General features: G+C 46.4%; 11 protein-coding genes and 1 pseudogene. 5 read left to right on the top strand and 7 right to left on the bottom strand.

Annotated features, from left to right (window positions below; translation table 11 throughout):
- Positions 1–20: 20 nt before the first annotated feature.
- Genes GPLA_RS18580 through GPLA_RS18570 form a run of 3 tightly spaced genes read right to left on the bottom strand, consistent with a single transcriptional unit; the run spans position 21 to position 5197 of the window.
- On the bottom strand, positions 21–1823 hold the full coding sequence (locus GPLA_RS18580; RefSeq protein WP_007106532.1) for an acyl-CoA dehydrogenase C-terminal domain-containing protein: 1803 nt from the start codon (positions 1821–1823) through the stop codon (positions 21–23).
- A 47-nt stretch (positions 1824–1870) separates the two neighbouring features.
- Positions 1871–3052, bottom strand: coding sequence for an acetyl-CoA C-acyltransferase (locus GPLA_RS18575; protein WP_007106531.1), 1182 nt, complete (start codon positions 3050–3052; stop codon positions 1871–1873).
- Positions 3053–3088: 36 nt separating this feature from the next.
- Positions 3089–5197 (bottom strand): 3-hydroxyacyl-CoA dehydrogenase NAD-binding domain-containing protein, encoded by a 2109-nt coding sequence (locus tag GPLA_RS18570; RefSeq protein ID WP_007106530.1) that lies wholly within the window; start codon positions 5195–5197, stop codon positions 3089–3091.
- A 263-nt stretch (positions 5198–5460) separates the two neighbouring features.
- On the opposite strand from GPLA_RS18570, the gene GPLA_RS18565 reads away from it, so the two are divergent.
- From GPLA_RS18565 to GPLA_RS18550, 4 genes are all read left to right on the top strand, one after another.
- A complete protein-coding gene (locus GPLA_RS18565; protein WP_007106529.1) occupies positions 5461–6381 on the top strand; it encodes a haloalkane dehalogenase in 921 nt (306 codons plus the stop codon).
- 15 nt (positions 6382–6396) lie between these two features.
- Positions 6397–7164 carry an SDR family NAD(P)-dependent oxidoreductase gene (locus GPLA_RS18560; RefSeq protein WP_007106528.1) on the top strand — a complete coding sequence of 256 codons (768 nt, stop codon included), beginning with the start codon at positions 6397–6399 and terminating at the stop codon, positions 7162–7164.
- 78 nt (positions 7165–7242) lie between these two features.
- Positions 7243–8892, top strand: a complete 1650-nt coding sequence (locus GPLA_RS18555; protein ID WP_007106527.1) for a long-chain-fatty-acid--CoA ligase — start codon at positions 7243–7245, stop codon at positions 8890–8892.
- A gap of 227 nt (positions 8893–9119) precedes the next feature.
- Entirely contained in the window at positions 9120–11699 is a 2580-nt protein-coding gene (locus GPLA_RS18550) for a M1 family metallopeptidase (protein WP_007106526.1), read from the top strand.
- 165 nt (positions 11700–11864) lie between these two features.
- On the opposite strand, the gene GPLA_RS18545 is transcribed toward GPLA_RS18550, so the two are convergent.
- Positions 11865–13241: an NAD-dependent succinate-semialdehyde dehydrogenase gene (locus GPLA_RS18545; protein WP_007106525.1), complete on the bottom strand. Its 1377-nt coding sequence runs from the start codon at positions 13239–13241 to the stop codon at positions 11865–11867.
- A 274-nt stretch (positions 13242–13515) separates the two neighbouring features.
- A complete protein-coding gene (locus GPLA_RS18540) occupies positions 13516–14748 on the bottom strand; it encodes a CynX/NimT family MFS transporter (RefSeq protein ID WP_007106524.1) in 1233 nt (410 codons plus the stop codon).
- A gap of 107 nt (positions 14749–14855) precedes the next feature.
- On the opposite strand from GPLA_RS18540, the gene GPLA_RS18535 reads away from it, so the two are divergent.
- On the top strand, positions 14856–15647 hold the full coding sequence (locus tag GPLA_RS18535) for an AraC family transcriptional regulator (protein WP_040515333.1): 792 nt from the start codon (positions 14856–14858) through the stop codon (positions 15645–15647).
- 348 nt (positions 15648–15995) lie between these two features.
- Here GPLA_RS18535 and GPLA_RS24405 read toward each other — a convergent pair.
- Positions 15996–16139 (bottom strand): annotated as a pseudogene (locus tag GPLA_RS24405) (IS5/IS1182 family transposase); the annotation flags it as partial.
- Between the two features lie 366 nt (positions 16140–16505).
- Positions 16506–18254, bottom strand: a complete 1749-nt coding sequence (locus tag GPLA_RS18530; RefSeq protein WP_007106521.1) for an ABC transporter substrate-binding protein — start codon at positions 18252–18254, stop codon at positions 16506–16508.
- Positions 18255–18420 lie beyond the last annotated feature (166 nt).

Here is an 18420-nt window from a genome sequence, read left to right as displayed (position 1 = left end):
TCCTATGAATAAGTGAGGTATTAAGCGCCTAAGTCGAATTGATCGACCGGCATACTCATTAAGCTATCTGAACCCGTTTCGATTGCAGATACTAATGAGCGAGTGCGCGTTAACAATCGGTCAAAGTAGAACTTAGCCGTGTGTAACTTCGCTTGATAAAATTCTGGATTATCAACGCCTGCATCTAGCTTCTCTTGTGCTAAAACAGCCATTTTCAACCAGAAATAACCCACTGTGACGTAACCTGAATACATCAAGTAATCTACCGACGCAGCACCGAGCTCGTCTGGATTATTTGCCGCACGCTTAGTGATATCAACAGTCAGTTGTTTCCATTCATCTAAATGCACTTCGATGGCATTTGACCATGCATTGAACTGGCCTTTGTCACGAATACTTAAGCAATAATCGCGTACTTCTTGGGTGAATACATCCAGCAACTTGCCATTCGAACCGACCACTTTACGCGCCAGTAAATCGATAGCTTGAATACCTGTTGTACCTTCGTACATAGTACAAATACGAGTGTCTCGAGCCAATTGCTCCATGCCCCACTCTTTAATGAAACCATGTCCGCCGTAAACTTGCATGCCGTAGCTAGTCGATTCTTGCGCAGTTTCAGTTAAGAACGCTTTAACGATCGGCGTTAAGAATGCCAATTTCGCTTCGCTTAACTGTTTGTCAGCTTCGTCTTTGCTGTATAACGTGATATCAACCAATTTCATCGCATAAATAGCTAATGCTCGGCTACCTTCGGCAAATGCTTTTTGGGTTAATAACATACGACGTACATCTGGGTGCACGATAATAGGATCAGCTGGGCCAGCAGGGTTTTGTACGCCCTTCATTGAACGGAACTGTAAACGGTCTTTTGCGTACGCAAGAGCGCCTTGGAAAGCAGTTTCGCTTGATGCTAGCCCTTCAAGGCCAGTACCAATACGTGCTGAATTCATAAAGGTGAACATGCAATTTAGACCACGATTCTCAGTACCAATTAAGTAGCCTTTCGCGCCATCAAAATTGATTACGCATGTCGCTGAACCTTTGATACCCATTTTGTGCTCAATAGAGCCACAGGTAACAGCGTTGCGATCTTCGTTTTCGCCATCAGCACTGACGTTAAATTTAGGTACCGCGAACAACGAAATACCTTTCGTTCCTTCTGGTGCTCCCGGAAGACGCGCAATCACAATATGCACGATATTTTCTGACATATCGTGTTCACCCGCCGAGATGAAAATCTTGGTGCCGGTTAAACTGTACGTGCCATCATCGTTCTTTTCAGCCTTGGTTTTAAGCATACCTAGGTCTGAACCACAGTGAGATTCAGTCAAGCACATAGTGCCTGTCCATGTGCCGGCCACTAATTTGTGCAAAAACATTTTCTTTTGCTCAGGGGTACCGTGGGCTTCAAGCGTTGCCATACAACCTTGACTCAATCCTGGATACATAGCCCAAGCATGGTTTGCGCCCGATAACCACTCACCTAACGCAGATGAAAGGGAGTAAGGTAATTCTTGACCACCGAATTCAGCTGGGTGAGTCATTGAAGGCCATCCGCCCTCAACATATTGTTGATACGCTTCTTTAAAACCCGTTGGTGTGGTCACCACTGAGTCTGTCCACGTACAACCCTCTTCATCACCGATGGCATTGATCGGCGCAAGTACGTTTTCGCTGAACTTAGCTGCTTCTGAAAAGATGGCTTCAACCATATCGGGAGACGCATCTTCAAAACCGAGATCAGCATAATGCTTTTCAAATCCCAGTAACTCGTTCATGACAAATAATGCGTCTTTCTGCGGCGCTTTATAACCTTGCATTGTGTAACCTCATTGCGTTTTAGCGCCTCATACGAGGCGCTTAAAATTTAGTAAACTTCAAATAAACCAGCTGCGCCCATACCGCCGCCAATACACATGGTGCATACCACGTATTTAGCGCCACGACGTTTACCTTCGATAAGTGCATGACCGACCATACGCGCACCGCTCATACCATAAGGATGCCCAATTGAAATAGCACCGCCATTAACGTTAAGCAATTCATCAGGAATGCCCAACTTATCTCGGCAGTACATTACTTGTACGGCGAATGCTTCATTTAATTCCCACAAACCGATATCGTTCATGGTTAAGCCATGTTGCTTAAGCAATTTAGGAATAGCGAATACGGGACCAATGCCCATTTCATCGGGTTCACAACCTGCAACCGCAATACCACGATACGCACCAAGGGGCGTTAGGTTTTGTTGCTCAGCCAATTTCGAGCTCATAATCACACTGGCTGATGCACCGTCAGACAACTGACTCGCGTTACCGGCTGTGATAACACCGCCTTCAATAACAGGCTTAAGGCTTTTTAACCCTTCAAGCGTCGTTTCAGCACGGTTACCTTCATCTTTGCTCAAAGTAACTTCGTGGAAGCTCTCTTCTTTAGTTTCACGGTCAACAACGACTTTAGTGGCCGTCACTGGCACGATTTCATCGTCGAACTTACCGGCAGCTTGACCAGCGGCAGTACGCATTTGACTTTGCAGTGCGTACTCGTCCATTGCATCACGGTCAATACCGTAGCGAGCAGCAACAACTTCAGCTGTTTGCAACATAGGCATATAGATATTTTTATGCATTTTAGCCAATGCAGGGTCAACCATGCGATGGGTATTCATGTATTTGTTTTGCACCAAGCTGATTTGATCAAGGCCACCCGCTACCATTACTGGTACGTTGTCGGTAATAATGTGCTTAGCGGCTGTCGCAATAGCGTACATACCCGAGCTACACTGACGATCAAGTGTCATGCCTGAAACCGTAACCGGTAAACCACCCGCCAGACCCGCTAGACGACCGATGTTCATGCCGCCACTACCTTGAGTTAAAGCGCTACCCATGATCACATCATCAACTGACGCGGGATCAATGCCGGCTTTTTTCACTGCTTCGCGAATGGCATGACCACCTAAGCTAGGCGCTTCAAGATTGTTAAACGCACCTTTATAGGCACGGCCAATGGGAGTTCTTGCGGTGGATACTATGACTGCTTCTTTCATAATTTTTCTCTCGTTTTTTAATAGGTTAAGTAGGCGTTACTGTTTGAAATCTGCAAAGCGTTTGCCTTGCTCAGCGAGCTTTTTCAACAACGGGGCTGGTTCAAACCAATGTCCGCCGTATTCACCTAATTCATCACGATACTTACACATCGCGTCGTAAACTTTTTTCAAGCCAATTTCATCGGCATATTGCATAGGACCGCCGCGATAAACTGGGAAGCCATAGCCGTACACATAGATAACATCGATGTCGCTTGATTTAGCCGCAATACCTTCTTCTAAAATCAACGCACCTTCGTTGATTAACGGGAAGATAATACGTTCTAGAATTTCTTGTTCAGAGATGTCGCGTTGCGCAACACCTAAGCGCGCAGCTTCTTCTTTCGCCATTTCAACGACTTCAGGATCTGGTATTGGCGTTCTGTTGCCTGGTTCATACATGTACGCGCCACGGCCTGACTTAAGACCCACACGACCTTGCTTAACCAAACGGTCAGATACCACGCAGTAGCTAGGATCATGTTCAATGAACTCACGACGTGATTCACGCACATAGAAACCGATATCCAAACCAGCCATGTCACCCATAGTAAATGGACCCATGGGTAAGCCAAAATCGTAGATGATTTTATCTACTTGTTGTGGCGTAGCCCCTTCTAACATCAAGCGAGCAGCTTCACGACCGTAAGGTTCAATCATACGGTTACCCACAAAGCCGAAACATACGCCAACCAGCACAGCTACTTTGTTAATTTTTTTCGCCATCTGCATTGACGTTTTAATGACTTCAGCAGAGGTTTTATCTGCTTTTACCACTTCGAGCAATTTCATCACGTTGGCAGGGCTAAAGAAATGCAGGCCAATGACATCTTCAGGGCGTGAAGTAGATTCCGCGATTTCGTTCACATCTAACGTTGACGTATTAGAGGCCAAAATGGCACCTGGCTTACAAACTTTATCAAGTGCAGCAAAGACTTCTTTCTTAACCGACATTTTTTCAAATACCGCTTCGATAACCAAGTCCACATCACTCAACGCAGCGTATTCAGTCGATCCGGTTAACAACGCCATACGCTCTTCAACAGCTTGCTGGGTCAATTTGCCCTTTTTAGCCGAGTTTTCGTAGTTTTTACGAATAAGTGCTAAGCCTTTATCAAGCGCTTCTTGCTTAAGTTCAAGCATGATCACCGGAATACCTGCATTGGCAAAGTTCATGGCGATACCGCCACCCATGGTGCCAGCACCTATAATACCTACCTGTTTAATGTCACGAACCGGGGTAGATTTATCGTAATCGCTAACATGTGATGCAGCACGTTCAGCAAAAAAGAAATGCTGTTGTGCCCGGGCTTCTTTTGAACCCATGCATTCCATAAACAACTCACCTTCACGCACCAAACCTTGCTCAAACGGCAATGAAACTGAGGCTTCAACGGCTTGAATACAACGCTCTGGAGCGAAAAATCCGCGAGCTTGTTTTTTAAGTCCTTGACGGTATTGAGCGAATAACTCATCCGGTGCACTTGCTTTATCAATCGCTACATCAGCGGTTTTACGAATTTTTGCACCATCTGCAATCACTTTTTGCACAAAAGCCATGGCTTCGCTTAATAGATTGCTAGGGTCTTCAACTATTAGGTCGAACACGCCGCTTAACTTGCTGGCTTTTTCTGGACGACCGGATACGATCATATCCAGCGCTTTAGCAACGCCAGCTAAACGTGGCAGACGTTGTGTGCCACCGGCGCCAGGTAAAATACCCAAGTTTACTTCTGGTAAACCAACCTTGTTACTCGCGAACGTAACTCGGTAATGACACGAAAGTGCGACTTCTAAACCGCCGCCAAACGCAGGACCGTTAAGCACGGCAATAATCGGCTTGCTTGCATTTTCGATGACATCTAATACGTTTGGAAGATGCGGTTCAAGATTACCGCCTGAAAATTCGCTGATGTCAGCTCCGCCAGAAAACAGCGCTAGTTGAGATGAGATGACAATGGCGTGTACGTTATCGTTGTCCAGCGCCTGCTTAATGTTTTCAATTAATCCAACACGCACCGACTGAGATAACGCATTAACCGGTGGGTTTTGCATATACAAAACCGCAACATTTCCTTGTACTTCAGCTACCACTGCTTGACTCATAAACACCTCTTACCAGATAAATTAGTAAACGAATACTAGGTCAGGCAGCTTAATCATCCAAATTTATTGGTTTTATAATGATTAATAATCCTAACTGATAACGCGAATATTCTTACAAGGAGCTTAATATTCATTAAATTCATACTTCTGCATTAATTTAGGCGAGTTGACTTTTTAAGGGCCAGATGATTTTCTAATACCCCATTTACATGTTTAACAAGGTACTTACATAACCTTGTTAAGTAAAAATTAGGATAGCCACTATGCAGTATTTACGCACCCCGGACGCCTGTTTTGAAGGCCTTAACGGCTATTCGTTCGAGCCTCACTACATAAGTGTAGATGATTTCGAAGGGGGCGAATTGCGCATGCATTACCTCGACGAAGGTAGTCAAGATGGTGAAGTGATCTTGATGCTCCACGGTGAACCATCTTGGAGTTATTTGTATCGAAATATGATCAAACCACTAACAGATAAAGGTTATCGGGTTATTGCCCCGGACTTAATCGGCTTCGGTCGTTCTGATAAACCCACGGAACGCGGCGATTACACGTATCAGCGCCATCTCGATTGGGTACGTAATATCTTAACCCAACTATCATTATCTCACGTGACCTTGGTATGCCAGGATTGGGGGGGATTGTTAGGGTTACGTTTAGTAGCCGAGCATCCTGAGTTATTCGCCCGGGTATTAGCAGCCAATACTATGTTGCCCACTGGCGATCACGCGCCGGGTGACGCTTTTATGAAATGGCGTACATTTTCCCAAGCAGTACCCGAGTTTCCAGTGGCGGGTATTATTAAGGGGGCAACCGTAACGGAATTGACTGAGCAGGTGATCGACGGTTACAACGCTCCTTATCCAAGCGAAGAATATAAAGCGGGTGTGCGCCAATTTCCTCTACTGGTGCCTATCAGCACAGACGATCCGCAAACCGATGCTAATCGCCAAGCATGGCAGGTACTGCAGAAATTTGAAAAACCCTTTATCACCGCCTTTAGTGATAGTGATCCCGTTACGGTAGGTGGCGACGGCATAATGCAGAAGCTCATCCCAGGAACAAAAGGTCAATCACATACCACGATCACTCAGGGCGGACATTTTTTACAAGAAGATCAACCTAAGCAGTTAGCCAAAGTATTACTGCAATTTATTAACGACAACCCCATTTCAACACATTAAAAGCGAGTATTTAACATGGATTCATTATTAGATTTTAGCGGACAAGTGGCATTAATTACCGGTGCAGGCAGTGGTTTCGGACGTTTATTATCAAAAGGCTTAGCCGAGCGCGGTTGTAAACTTGTGATCAGTGACATTGACCCTAAAGGTCTCGCTGAAACGGTTGATGGTCTGAAGGAGTTTGCGGACAGCATTGTGGCCCAGCACTGCGATGTGTCAAAAGAAGCAGACTGTAAAGCCATGGTTGATAGCGCAATGGAAAAATTTGGCCGAGTTGATATCGGTGTAAACAATGCAGGTATCGCTCACAGCATGGCGCCTATGCACACTCTTGACGAAGCGACCATGGACAAGCAAATGGCGGTTAACGTAAAAGGCGTGATGTTCGGTATGAAACATCAAATTGAAGTCATGCTAAAACAAGGCAGCGGCCACATTTTGAATGTGAGCTCTCTTGCAGGTCTTGGTGGAGCACCAAAAGGCGCAGCCTATGCTGCCGCTAAACACGCCGTTATCGGTTTGACCAAAACCGCCGCCATTGAATACGCACGCAAAGGTATTCGAGCGAATTCAATTTGCCCTTTTTACACGCCGACTAATATCTTAAATATCGATGGTGAAATTTCCCAAGACGGTATTAATCAATTAGCTGTGGGTTGCCCGATGAAACGCTTGGCAACACCACAAGAAATAGTTAATGCCATGTTGTTAGTACTGTCGCCTGGCAACACTTATATGACGGGACAATCCATTGCTCTCGATGGTGGTGTTACCGCTTGGTAGTACCCCAATAGATTATCGTTAAATACCGATTTAAAAAGGGCAATCTGATTGCCCTTTGACGTGAATAAGGAACCGCAAATGCAAGCACTCATGATGAAGTCACAATTGATGATTTCAAACATTTTAAAGCACGCCGAAAAGAACTACCCCCTGCGTGAAATTGTCTCGGTCACAGCAGACAATCCACGCCATCGTTATACCTACAAAGATTTTGCGGTTCGTAGCCGCCAGCTAGCTAATGCACTGAATTCTATTGGTGCTCAATTTGGCGATCGTATCGGCACCCTGGCATGGAATGATTATCGTCATCTAGAGCTATATTATGCTATTTCAGGCAGCGGTATGGTGTGCCACACCATCAACCCTAAGCTGTTCCCTGAGCAAGTAACCTATATTATCAACCACGCAGAAGACAGATTCATCTTTGTTGATGTGTTAGTCATGCCGCTAATTGAAGCGTTAGCACCTCAGCTGAGTAACGTTGAAGCCTTTATCGTTTTAACTAACAAAGCCAACATGCCAGAAACTAATCTTGAAAATGTGTTGTGTTACGAAGAGCTTATTGCTGACAAGTCGAGCGAATTTGAATGGCCTGAATTCGATGAAAACACCGCCAGCGGTATGTGTTATACATCAGGCACCACTGGCAACCCTAAAGGCGTGGTGTATAGCCATCGATCCACACTGCTACATGCATTTGCAGGGGCCCTGCCCGATGTCACCAACTCATCAAGTCGTGAAACGTGCTTACCTGTTGTTCCTATGTTCCATGTCAATGCGTGGGGCTTGCCATTTGGCACCATCATGACAGGCACTAAATTAGTCATGCCTGGGCCAAAAATGGGTGACGGCGAAACCTTGCAAAACTTAATTGAAAGTGAACAAGTGACCTTTAGTTCTGGGGTGCCCACTATTTGGTTAGCTTTGTTGGATTACTTAGATAAAAGCGCTAAGAAAATTCCTACGCTACACAAGGTATCCGTTGGTGGCGCTGCGTGCCCACGCACTATCATCGAACGTTTCAAACATAATTATGACACCATGGTTTATCAAGGCTGGGGCATGACGGAAACTAGCCCGCTGGGTACTATCTTCGGTTTACAACCCGGTATGGAAGATTACACCGACGAGCAAATAACTGACTTACAAGCCATGCAAGGTCGAGGCGTATTTGGCATCGAAATGCGCATTGTCGATGAAGACAACAACGAGTTACCTTGGGACGGCGTGGCTTTTGGCGCCCTTAAAGTACGTGGTCCTTGGGTCGTTAGCGGCTACTATGGTATGTCGCAAATACCGGGAGAAGAAGGTTGTCCGGTTGACGAAATGGGTTGGTTTGAAACCGGCGATGTGGCCACGATTAACCCACTTGGGTATATGCAAATTACCGATCGCACCAAAGACGTGATTAAATCAGGAGGAGAATGGGTCAGCTCAATCGACATTGAAAATGCAGCCGTTAGCCATCCTGGTATTGCTGAAGCCGCCGCTATTGGTCGTTATCATCCGAAATGGACTGAACGTCCACTGTTGATAGCCGTACGCAAAGGCGATAAACAAACCACAAGCGCAGAAGTACTAGCATTCCTAACCGATAAACTACACAAATGGTCAATGCCAGATGATGTGGTATTCGTTGATGAATTACCCCACACAGCAACAGGTAAGCTCAATAAATTGGCATTGCGTAAAACCTTCGAGGATTATCAATTCCCGGTAGCAAGTTAACGCATACACAGCACAAGATTAAACCCTAAAAAAGGCTCAGTGATGAGCCTTTTTTGTATCTATTGCCCTAGTTTAATTTCCCACAATTGACACACCTGTTAACGCTTAGGAAGTTGCATTTTTACAAATTTCCCCTAATCTGCGCGTCAAACGAATACATCAATAACGCTTAACACACTAGGCTGATGCATTACGTTAAAAAATATAATCGATAACAGAGACTTAATATGACATTAATACAACGCTGCTTAAGCACCGCGCTGGGTTTACTGATGATTACCCAAGCTCACGCCAGTGATATCGCTTACCGTTTAGACGAAAACGTAATACCCACATTCCAACAAATAAAACTTAAAATAGACCCCAATCAAGCCACGTTTAGTGGTGAAACGACCATCACAGTAAACATAAAACACGCCACTGACATTGTGCGTTTTTATCAACGGGACCTTGATGTTTATCTCGCTGAGCTTATCGACGGTCAGCGCCATATTCCGTTAACGGTACAAAGTAAAGAATACGATATTCAGCAGGGTAAAGCGTCCGAAATGCTGCCAGCTAAAACCTATCAGCTACACATGCAATTTAATGGCAAAGTGAATACCACATCGGACGGCATGTACTTGTCTACTTTTGAAGGACGCAATTACATATTTACCCAATTCGAAGACATGCACGCCCGCCGAGCATTCCCGGGGTTTGATGAGCCAAATTTTAAAATTCCGTATCAACTGACCATTACCGCACCCAGTATCAACACTGTGATATCAAATACCCCTGTGGCGTCTCGCACCTCAGCGGATGGTTGGCAAACGGTTACATTCAAAAAAACCAAGCCGATGCCAAGCTATTTGGTTGCCTTTGCTGTAGGCGAGTTAGATTCGGCGGATATAACCGGCTTATCTGTTCCTGGTAAAATTTACACCCCAAAAGGTCAAGCCCATCGTACTAAGTTTGCCGTTGCGCAAACGCCAAAAATACTCGCTGCCTTAGAAGACTACTTCGGGACGCCCTACCCCTACGAAAAACTTGATTTCATTGCTGTACCTAACTTCACCCATGGCGCAATGGAAAATGCTGGCCTAGTGACTTATCGCAGTAGCTTATTGCTGCTTGATGATGAACCTCGCTTAACCGAGCAAAGTGGCCCAACAAAAACCATCGCCCACGAATTAGCCCATATGTGGTATGGCAACTTAGTAACGATGGCATGGTGGGACGACTTATGGTTAAACGAAGCGTTCGCCTCATGGATGGAAAGTAAAATCACCATGGCGCTTTACCCTGAACAAAATACTCAAGCACAGTTAGTGCAAGAAGGTGCGTTTGGTGCTGATGCTAGCCCCACCACCAAAGCGGTCAAAAAAGAAGTTCGTAGCCAAACTGACGTGATGGACGGCTTAGGCTTAAATTACAGTAAAGGTGAATCTGTCTTACAAATGATTGAATCATTAGTGGGTGAGGATGCCTTTCAAAAAGGGGTGCAAAGCTACATGCACAAACATGCTTGGGGCAATGCTCAGGCAGATGATTTGTGGGAAGTGCTGGCCACTGTGGCAGACTTCGATGTGCCCGCCATGATGAAAACCTATCTAGATCAGCCGGGTTACCCCCTGATAAACATCGCTATCAATGGCGATGTAACCCAAAGCCGTTACCATTTAGCCGGTGCAAACGTAAAGGCTCAAACGTGGGTGGTTCCTTTGGCTATTATCTATAAGAAAGACGGTGAAATTCAGCGCACATCTTTGTTTTTAGATAAAGCGCAGGTCAATATGAGCGAGTTAGCACAAGCCCAATGGGCGTACCCAAATGACAATGCTATGGGCTATATGCGCTGGCAGATCCCAGCCGTGCAAATGCAAGCCTTATTAAATGATATAAGCGATTTAAACGCCAGAGAGAAAAAGTCGCTGCTGTACAATTCAGACGCGTTATTTAACGCCGACAAAATCCCCCTAGATCAACACATGGCGGTACTCGATGCTCTCGCACAAGACAGTGATCCTGTTGTGGCACGCTCGGTAGTGGCAGCCCTGAATGACTTAACCTATTTGGTCGACGAGAGCAATAAAGCCTTATTTGCCGGCTTTATCAGCGCCAAGTTAAGTCCATGGTTTGAACGACTTGGCGTCACTGAACAAACAAGCGACAGTAATGATGTCAGTCGTTTACGTAACGCTGTATTTGGTATGTTAGGTCGCTATACGCAAGATGCAGAGGTAATGAAAGAGAGTAAACGTATTAGCGAAAAATTCCTTAAAGATGACACCAGTACCGGCCGTGCGATTGCCAGTAGCGCCATGCGTAGTTTGGCAGTGAATGGCGATAAAGAGTGGTTTGAGCGTTTTCAAAGTGCATATTTTGCCACTACAGACGCCAATACCCAAAGTGCCATTGGCTACGGCATGTTATTTTCTGAGCCTGACACCATCCGTAAGGTTCTCGACATGAGTCTTAATAACGACGTCAGCCCTGCAAATGTGTTGCGTTTCATCTCCATCGCCAGCGAAGCCCGGGAAGATAAAGATGTGCTGTATCAATGGCTGGATAAAAACATGGAAAAAGTCACCGCTAAAATGCCGGCTTATCATATTGCTCGCATGCCTGAGTATGTGTCGGCAAGTTGTAGTCAGCATAACATCGCACTCGCCCAGAACTTCTATCAACAACATATGGATAAGTATGATGGCATGTCACGCAGTTTTGATGTAGCCCAAGACGAGTCAAAGCAATGTGTTCAATTAAAGGATGCCAACCAAGGTACATTTAACCAGTATCTTCAAGGAACATCCGCGCACTTCTGAGCCGACACAACTACCTATGAATGTCGTTTTTGTCTTGCGGGTTAATCATCCGTAAGATAAACACAAAAAAAGGCAGCCAGATTATATCTGGCTGCCTTTTTTACTGGTTTTATTGCCATCCTAAGACGCTGACAGTTAAACAACGCGCCACGGAAGAATGTAAGACTACTGGGTGACCATGATTGCTTTAACATTCACAAATTCGCGAATACCAAACCCGCCATGCTCTCGCCCGTAACCACTGTCCTTTACTCCACCAAAAGGTAAATTAGGATGAGCCAGACCGTAACCATTGATGTTGATCATGCCGGTATCAAATACCTCTCTGGCTAGTTTAATGGCTTTGTCTTCGTCTTGACTAAAGATACCCCCACCCAAGCCATAACGAGAGTCATTGGCAATACGCATGGCGTCTTGATCATTTTTTGCTTTGATCAAAGATGCCACGGGGCCAAATAATTCATCATCATAAGCCGGAGAACCAGGCTGCACATTTTCAAGCACAGTCGCTGGGTAAAAGTACCCCGTACGCTCTGGTACTTCGCCGCCGATAAGACAGTTTGCGCCGGCTTTTATCGAATCACTGACCTGCTGATGTAATTTGTCTCGTAGATCTTCACGGGCCATCGGCCCAAGGTCGGTATCATCAAGGTTCGGATCGCCCATTTTAATGGCTTTCATCGCACTAACAAATGCTTCTTTGAACCCGTCGTAGTTCTTTTCAGTCACAATAAAGCGCTTGGCCGACACACAAGTTTCACCATTATTGACGATACGCCCCATAACACATGCTTCAACTGCCACTTTAAGATCTGCATCATCAAGCACCACGTAGGCATCGTTGCTGCCTAATTCAAGCACTGATTTTTTAACGTTCTCGGCCGCAGAAGCGCCGACTTTTTTGCCCACACCGTCACTGCCAGTAAAAGATACGCCGCGGACTTTTTCATGTTTAATCAATTCACTGGCGGTTTCGCCATCAATCAAAACTGACTGATAGGCGCCTTTAGGAAAGCCAGCTGTTTCATACATTTCCTGAATTTTCTCTGCCATACCGAAAACGTTTGCTGCGTGTTTTAGTACCGCTACGTTACCCGCCATCAAATTCGACGCACTGTAACGGATAACTTGATATAAAGGGAAATTCCATGGCTGAATACCTAGCACTACGCCAAGAGGACGATAACTTACCAAGGCTTTACCTTGCTCGTATTCACGCTCTTCGTCAGCTAAAAGTTCAGGACCTTTTTCAGCGCTGTAACGACAAATCGCCGCACACAAATCCACTTCTTGATAACCCTGCTCTTTTACTTTACCCATTTCATCGATCATTAACGTCACCAAGGCATCTCGATTGTCATCGATCACGTCAGCCATGCTGTTTAGAAGCTTAGCGCGCTCTTCTGGGTCGGTGAACTTCCACGTTTGGAATACCTCATCCGCCTTATCGACTGCCTTAATCGCTTCATCTTTTGATAGTAAGGTGTACTCTTTCAACTGCTCTTCAGTTGTCGGATTAATCGTCTTCACCGTGTTTGACATAATCTTCTCTCTCCTAATGATTGAAATGAATGTGGAGTCATGTCAATAGGAGCAAGTAGAACGCCAACACGCAGGAGAAACAGCAAGCTGTCATAGTAAATGCCTACAGGGCACGAATAATGGGGCTTGCACAAACGTAAAAAGATATGTCACTAACCCCCTAAATACGCTAATGCACTTTGCAGCGCCGCTGCAGTCCTTACATTGGGGTAAATTTTACAACGTGGCGTTGTAAAGTCTTTAGGCTTATTCCCTTATCTATAGGGGACAGACGTTACTTTGGTAAGACTTTGTCCCGGCCACAGCCTAAACCAACAATCGCACAGCAAAAGCTAGCACTTGCGCACAGCCAAAGCCCGCCTGACCAGTTGCCTAATGACGAATACATGTAACCCGCCAACATAGGGCCAATGGCCGCGAGAGAATAGCCAAACGATTGCGCCATCCCCGATAACGACGCCGCTTGCATAGCATCCTGACTTCGAAAACTAATAAACGACAGCCCCAAAATAAAGCAGCCACCCGAGCTAAACCCCACTAGAATGGTCCATAAAAGCGCAAACTGAGGCGCGTAAAGTAACCCTAGGGCACTAGTACTGCCCAAAATTGACATCACGACAGCAGGCACTCGCTGATCTTTGAGTCTTGGCAATAATGGGATAAGCACAAACCCAGGCACAGCAGATGCTACCTGAAGCCAGCCGTGTAATACGCCAGCATACTCAGGGGTATGTCCCGCCTCAACAAGGATATTAGGCAACCAACCAATCAAGATATAAGTCATAAAGGAATTAAGACCGAGAAAGATGGTTACTTGCCATGCCAAAGGAAAATGCCACACTTTGCTGGTTTTTAGGGGATTTCCCCCGGGTATTCCACTGATATCAGCCCCCCTAACATCAGGCATGGTTTGGGAGCGTAGTCGTGGTACCCACAGTAATAAACTGACTAAAGTGATTAACGAAAACACACTTAGTGCGCCTTGCCAGTCTAACGCTTCTATATTGGCTAAAGGAGTGACTATAGCTGAAAACCCACCTGAAAAAATTCCCATGGCCAGCACATAACACGAGGTCATCACAGCAACACGCGCCGCAAAATCACGCTTGATCAAACTCGGCAGTAATACATTGCCTATGGCGATACCCACACCAATAATGGCGGTTGCGCTATACAGTGCCCACACTGAATCCATGAGGCGCAAATTAATCCCCCCACCTATGAGTAACAAGGCAATAAATAACGAGCCTTCAATGCCTATTTTTCGTGCTAACTTTGCTGCCATAGGTGATGACACGGCAAAGGCGATTAACGGCAACGTCGTCAACATGCCAGCTTGGGTATTGCTTAATTCAAAAGTCGCAATGATCTTGTCCAGCAGCGGTGCGATTCCGGTGATTGGTGCACGTAAGTTTGCTGCGACAAAAAAAATACCCAATACAAAAATAAACGAAGACGAGGCTATGATACTAGGCGTCAATCCCTCTAGTCTTTTAACAAACTGCATTGCTAAACCTCTGGCTAAACGGTTAACGATAAATAGAGGGCTATTATAGAAGGTTCTAAACGAATATAATTTAGCAATAATGACTTCAAATAACTAAATCCTGACAAATGAGCCTTTTTAACGCTATCCAATGGGATGATCTGCAACACTTTGAATCAATGCCTCAGTCGGTAGTTGCTCGGATTGAAAGGGTCCACAATAGTCATGAGTTGCCGTTGCATACACACCCAAAGGGTCAATTGATATTGGCTTTGCACGGTTATGTGACCTGTGAAGTTGCGGGTAAAATGTGGATGGTGCCCACCCACAGCGCGATTTGGATCCCCGCCCATACCACTCATAGTAACCGAGCATATAATAACGCGACCCTGTGCCATGTATTTATTCAACCCAGTGAACTACGTATGCCGGATCACACCTGTACACTCGCCATCACTCCCCTAGCCAAAGAGCTCATATGCCACTTCGCCACGTTGGAGCAGCATTACTCTGTGGTGAGTGCGACTCATCGCATGGCACAGGTACTAATTGATATATTAACCGATATGCCACAACAGCCCCTCGACTTACCTTTATCGACTCATCCGACTGTGTCTCGGCTCGCTCGACAGCTCTTTTCTCAACCCGGAGATAGAAAAACCCTCAGCCAATGGGCTGCTCAATTAGCAATGACAGAGCGCACTCTGGCACGCTTGATAAAAAAAGAGACCGGTATGACATTTGGTCGTTGGCGTCATCAGCTACACGTAATCGTTGCAATGCAGCAACTCACCAACAAGATGTCGGTACAAAGCGTGTCAGAACATCTTGGATACAATTCAGTCAGCGCATTTATTACCATGTTTAAAGGTGTATTGGGGCAATCGCCTAAGCGTTATACGGCTCAACAGCATAAATAATGGAAACCGCGAAATATAGCGAAAAGGGATATTCGTAAGGTTGAAAATATAATTGCGGATTACTGAACTGACAGGCAGATATGAGCTCAGGCGGTGTGAAACGGGTCTCCGTGACACAAGTTTATTCCTTTGCATTTTTGACTCAGATTTAAAATATTTAGACTTCCTATATAGGCATTGGGCAACCCGGCGGTGATGTCTATTTTTGAGTCTCGGTTCCAAAACTGATAGTAAATAGGCTTGATGACTGCATTTTTTGAGGCGGATTTGGCGACAGCTGACCATTATCCCTACATGGCTGCTATTAGCTTCGGTGTTCCTACGAATGTCCTTCCCATTCAATGCCTATTGAGTTTGCATTGTAACTGGCGTTAGTTGGCCTCTGTCTGTCGACATCGTGATGTCATGGCTTATGATGAGGTGATGCATCGTATCCACAGCGCGTTGCACGTTGTAACAGACCTGACGGTTCATATTATCCGTTATCATCAACCACACGCTATTCGAATAGCGGCGAATAGCAAGTATTACTTCATGATTGCAGCCCAAGTACAGCCTGTTGTTCATTGTTTAGACCCGGGATAGCGTTTATTATTCTTATATACAAGCTGCTGAAGTCGATTGGTCCGGAATTCATCATCACCTCATGATGAGAGTAACGGTTGCAGCCATTCATCCGCTGTTCGGTTAGGCAGGCCTTCGGGGATCTGACAGAGATTAGGAAATAAGCGACATCGAGGCACGTCTCGCCTAGTGTTCGTACATCGGCGATAAATCAGCTGCGAAAGCCCAGTCCCTTAAAAGAACGGGTTGCAAGCCACCGACAAAATTCATGCAAGTCGGTGGCTTGCCAGGCATTTATTCCTTGCGGGCGCCTTCCCAGCGCTTCAGCAGATCTTTATAAGGCACGGTCTCGCCCTGTGGTTTCTCGTTGGCAATTTTAGCCTTCGGTGCGCCGGGCTGGTTAAACCAATAGCTTGCTTCCCGTGGCTCATTCAGCTTGGGCCCACAGGTGGCCATTACACTGGCGCGTTCTAGGCGCATCATCACCTTGTCCTGTGCTTCGGCCAGACCGTCAAGAGCCTGTTGCGGTGTACGCTCGCCACTAGCGGCTTGGGCAATGTACTGCCACCACAGCTGGGCAAGCTTCGGATAGTCCGGCACGTTGGTACCGGTCGGCGACCAGTTCACCCGGTCCGGACTGCGATAGAACTCGACCAGACCACCCAGCATGGGCGCAGCATCGGTCATTGCCTGGGAGTTGATATCCGATTCACGAATCGGCGTCAGACCCACCAGGGTTTTCTCCAGGGACACGGTTTTTGCCACCGTAAACTGGGCGTACAACCATGCCGCCAGACGGCGTTTTTTAGGCGTGGAATCCAAAAATGTCCAGGAACCTACATCCTGATAACCCAACTTCATGCCCTCTTCCCAGTAGGGACCATGGGGTGAAGGTGCCATCCGCCATTTCGGCGTGCCGTCTTCATTCACCACCGGCAAGCCCTTTTCGGTCATGCTGGAGGTAAACGCGGTGTACCAGAAGATCTGCTGAGCAATATTGCCCTGCGCAGGTACCGGCCCGGCCTCCGAGAATGTCATGCCCTGCGCTTCCGGCGGAGCATACTTTCGCAACCAGTCGACGTACTTCTCGGTTGCGTATACCGCAGCCGGTCCGTTCGTGGCACCGCCGCGGGTCACACTGGAGCCGACCGGGTGGCATTCTTCAACCCGAATTCCCCACTCGTCCACCGGCATGCCGTTTGGCAAGCCTTTGTCGCCAGCGCCCGCCATGGAGAACCAGGCATCCGTGAAGCGCCATCCCAATGATGGATCCTTCTTGCCATAATCCATGTGACCATAAACGTGCTGGCCATCAATTTCTTTCACACTGACTGTAAAGAACTCGGCAATATCCTCATAGGCGGACCAGTTAACAGGCACACCAAGCTCATAGCCATAAATATCTTTAAACTGTTTTCGAAGGTCTTCGCGCTCGAACCAGTCCGCTCGGAACCAGTATAGGTTTGCAAACTGCTGATCAGGCAGCTGATAGATTTTCCCATCGGGGGCGGTGGTGAAATCCAGACCAATGAAGTCGTCCAGGTCCAGCATGGGGTTGGTGACGCTTTTGCCATCGCCTGCCATCATGTCGGAGATAGAAACCACTTTACCATAACGCCAATGAGTGCCGACCAGATCGGAATCGTTAACATAGGCGTCGTAAATATTACGCCCGGATTGCATCTGGGTCTGCAGCTTCTCGATGACATCACCTTCTTGGATCAGGTTATGGGTCACCTTGATACCTGTAATTTCCGCAAAAGCCTTGGCCAGAACATTGGACTCGTACTCATGAGTTGCAATGGTTTCGGAAACCACATTAATTTCCATACCGCGGAACTGCTCGGCGGCTTCGGTAAACCAGGCCATTTCCTTAAGCTGTTCAGCTTGGCTGAGCGTTGACGTCTCAAACTCTTCGGACACCCATTTTTTGGCCGCGTCGGAGTATTGATCCGCGTAAGCCCCTAGGCTGAGCCCCAGGCTTGCCGCACTTACTGCCATGCTCAGCATTAGCGCTTTCGGATACTTCTTATTCTTAAGCATATCCAACCTCGATTGAATTGTTAGAATTCGGGATGACAAGCGGGCAAAAGCCTTTGGTTTTACATACGTATCACCTGACGTCAGTCACCCGTGATGTGGCAGGTCGAAAACAATACTGTGATCGTTTTTGACCATAAACAAAACATTAGTTCGTTTACGAAAAAAC

It is taken from the genome of Paraglaciecola polaris LMG 21857 (genome assembly GCF_000315055.1).
GTDB classification, from domain to species: Bacteria; Pseudomonadota; Gammaproteobacteria; order Enterobacterales; family Alteromonadaceae; genus Paraglaciecola; species Paraglaciecola polaris.
The sequence above is the reverse complement of the archived record's forward strand: the minus strand, read 5'-3'. Positions and strand labels throughout refer to the sequence as shown.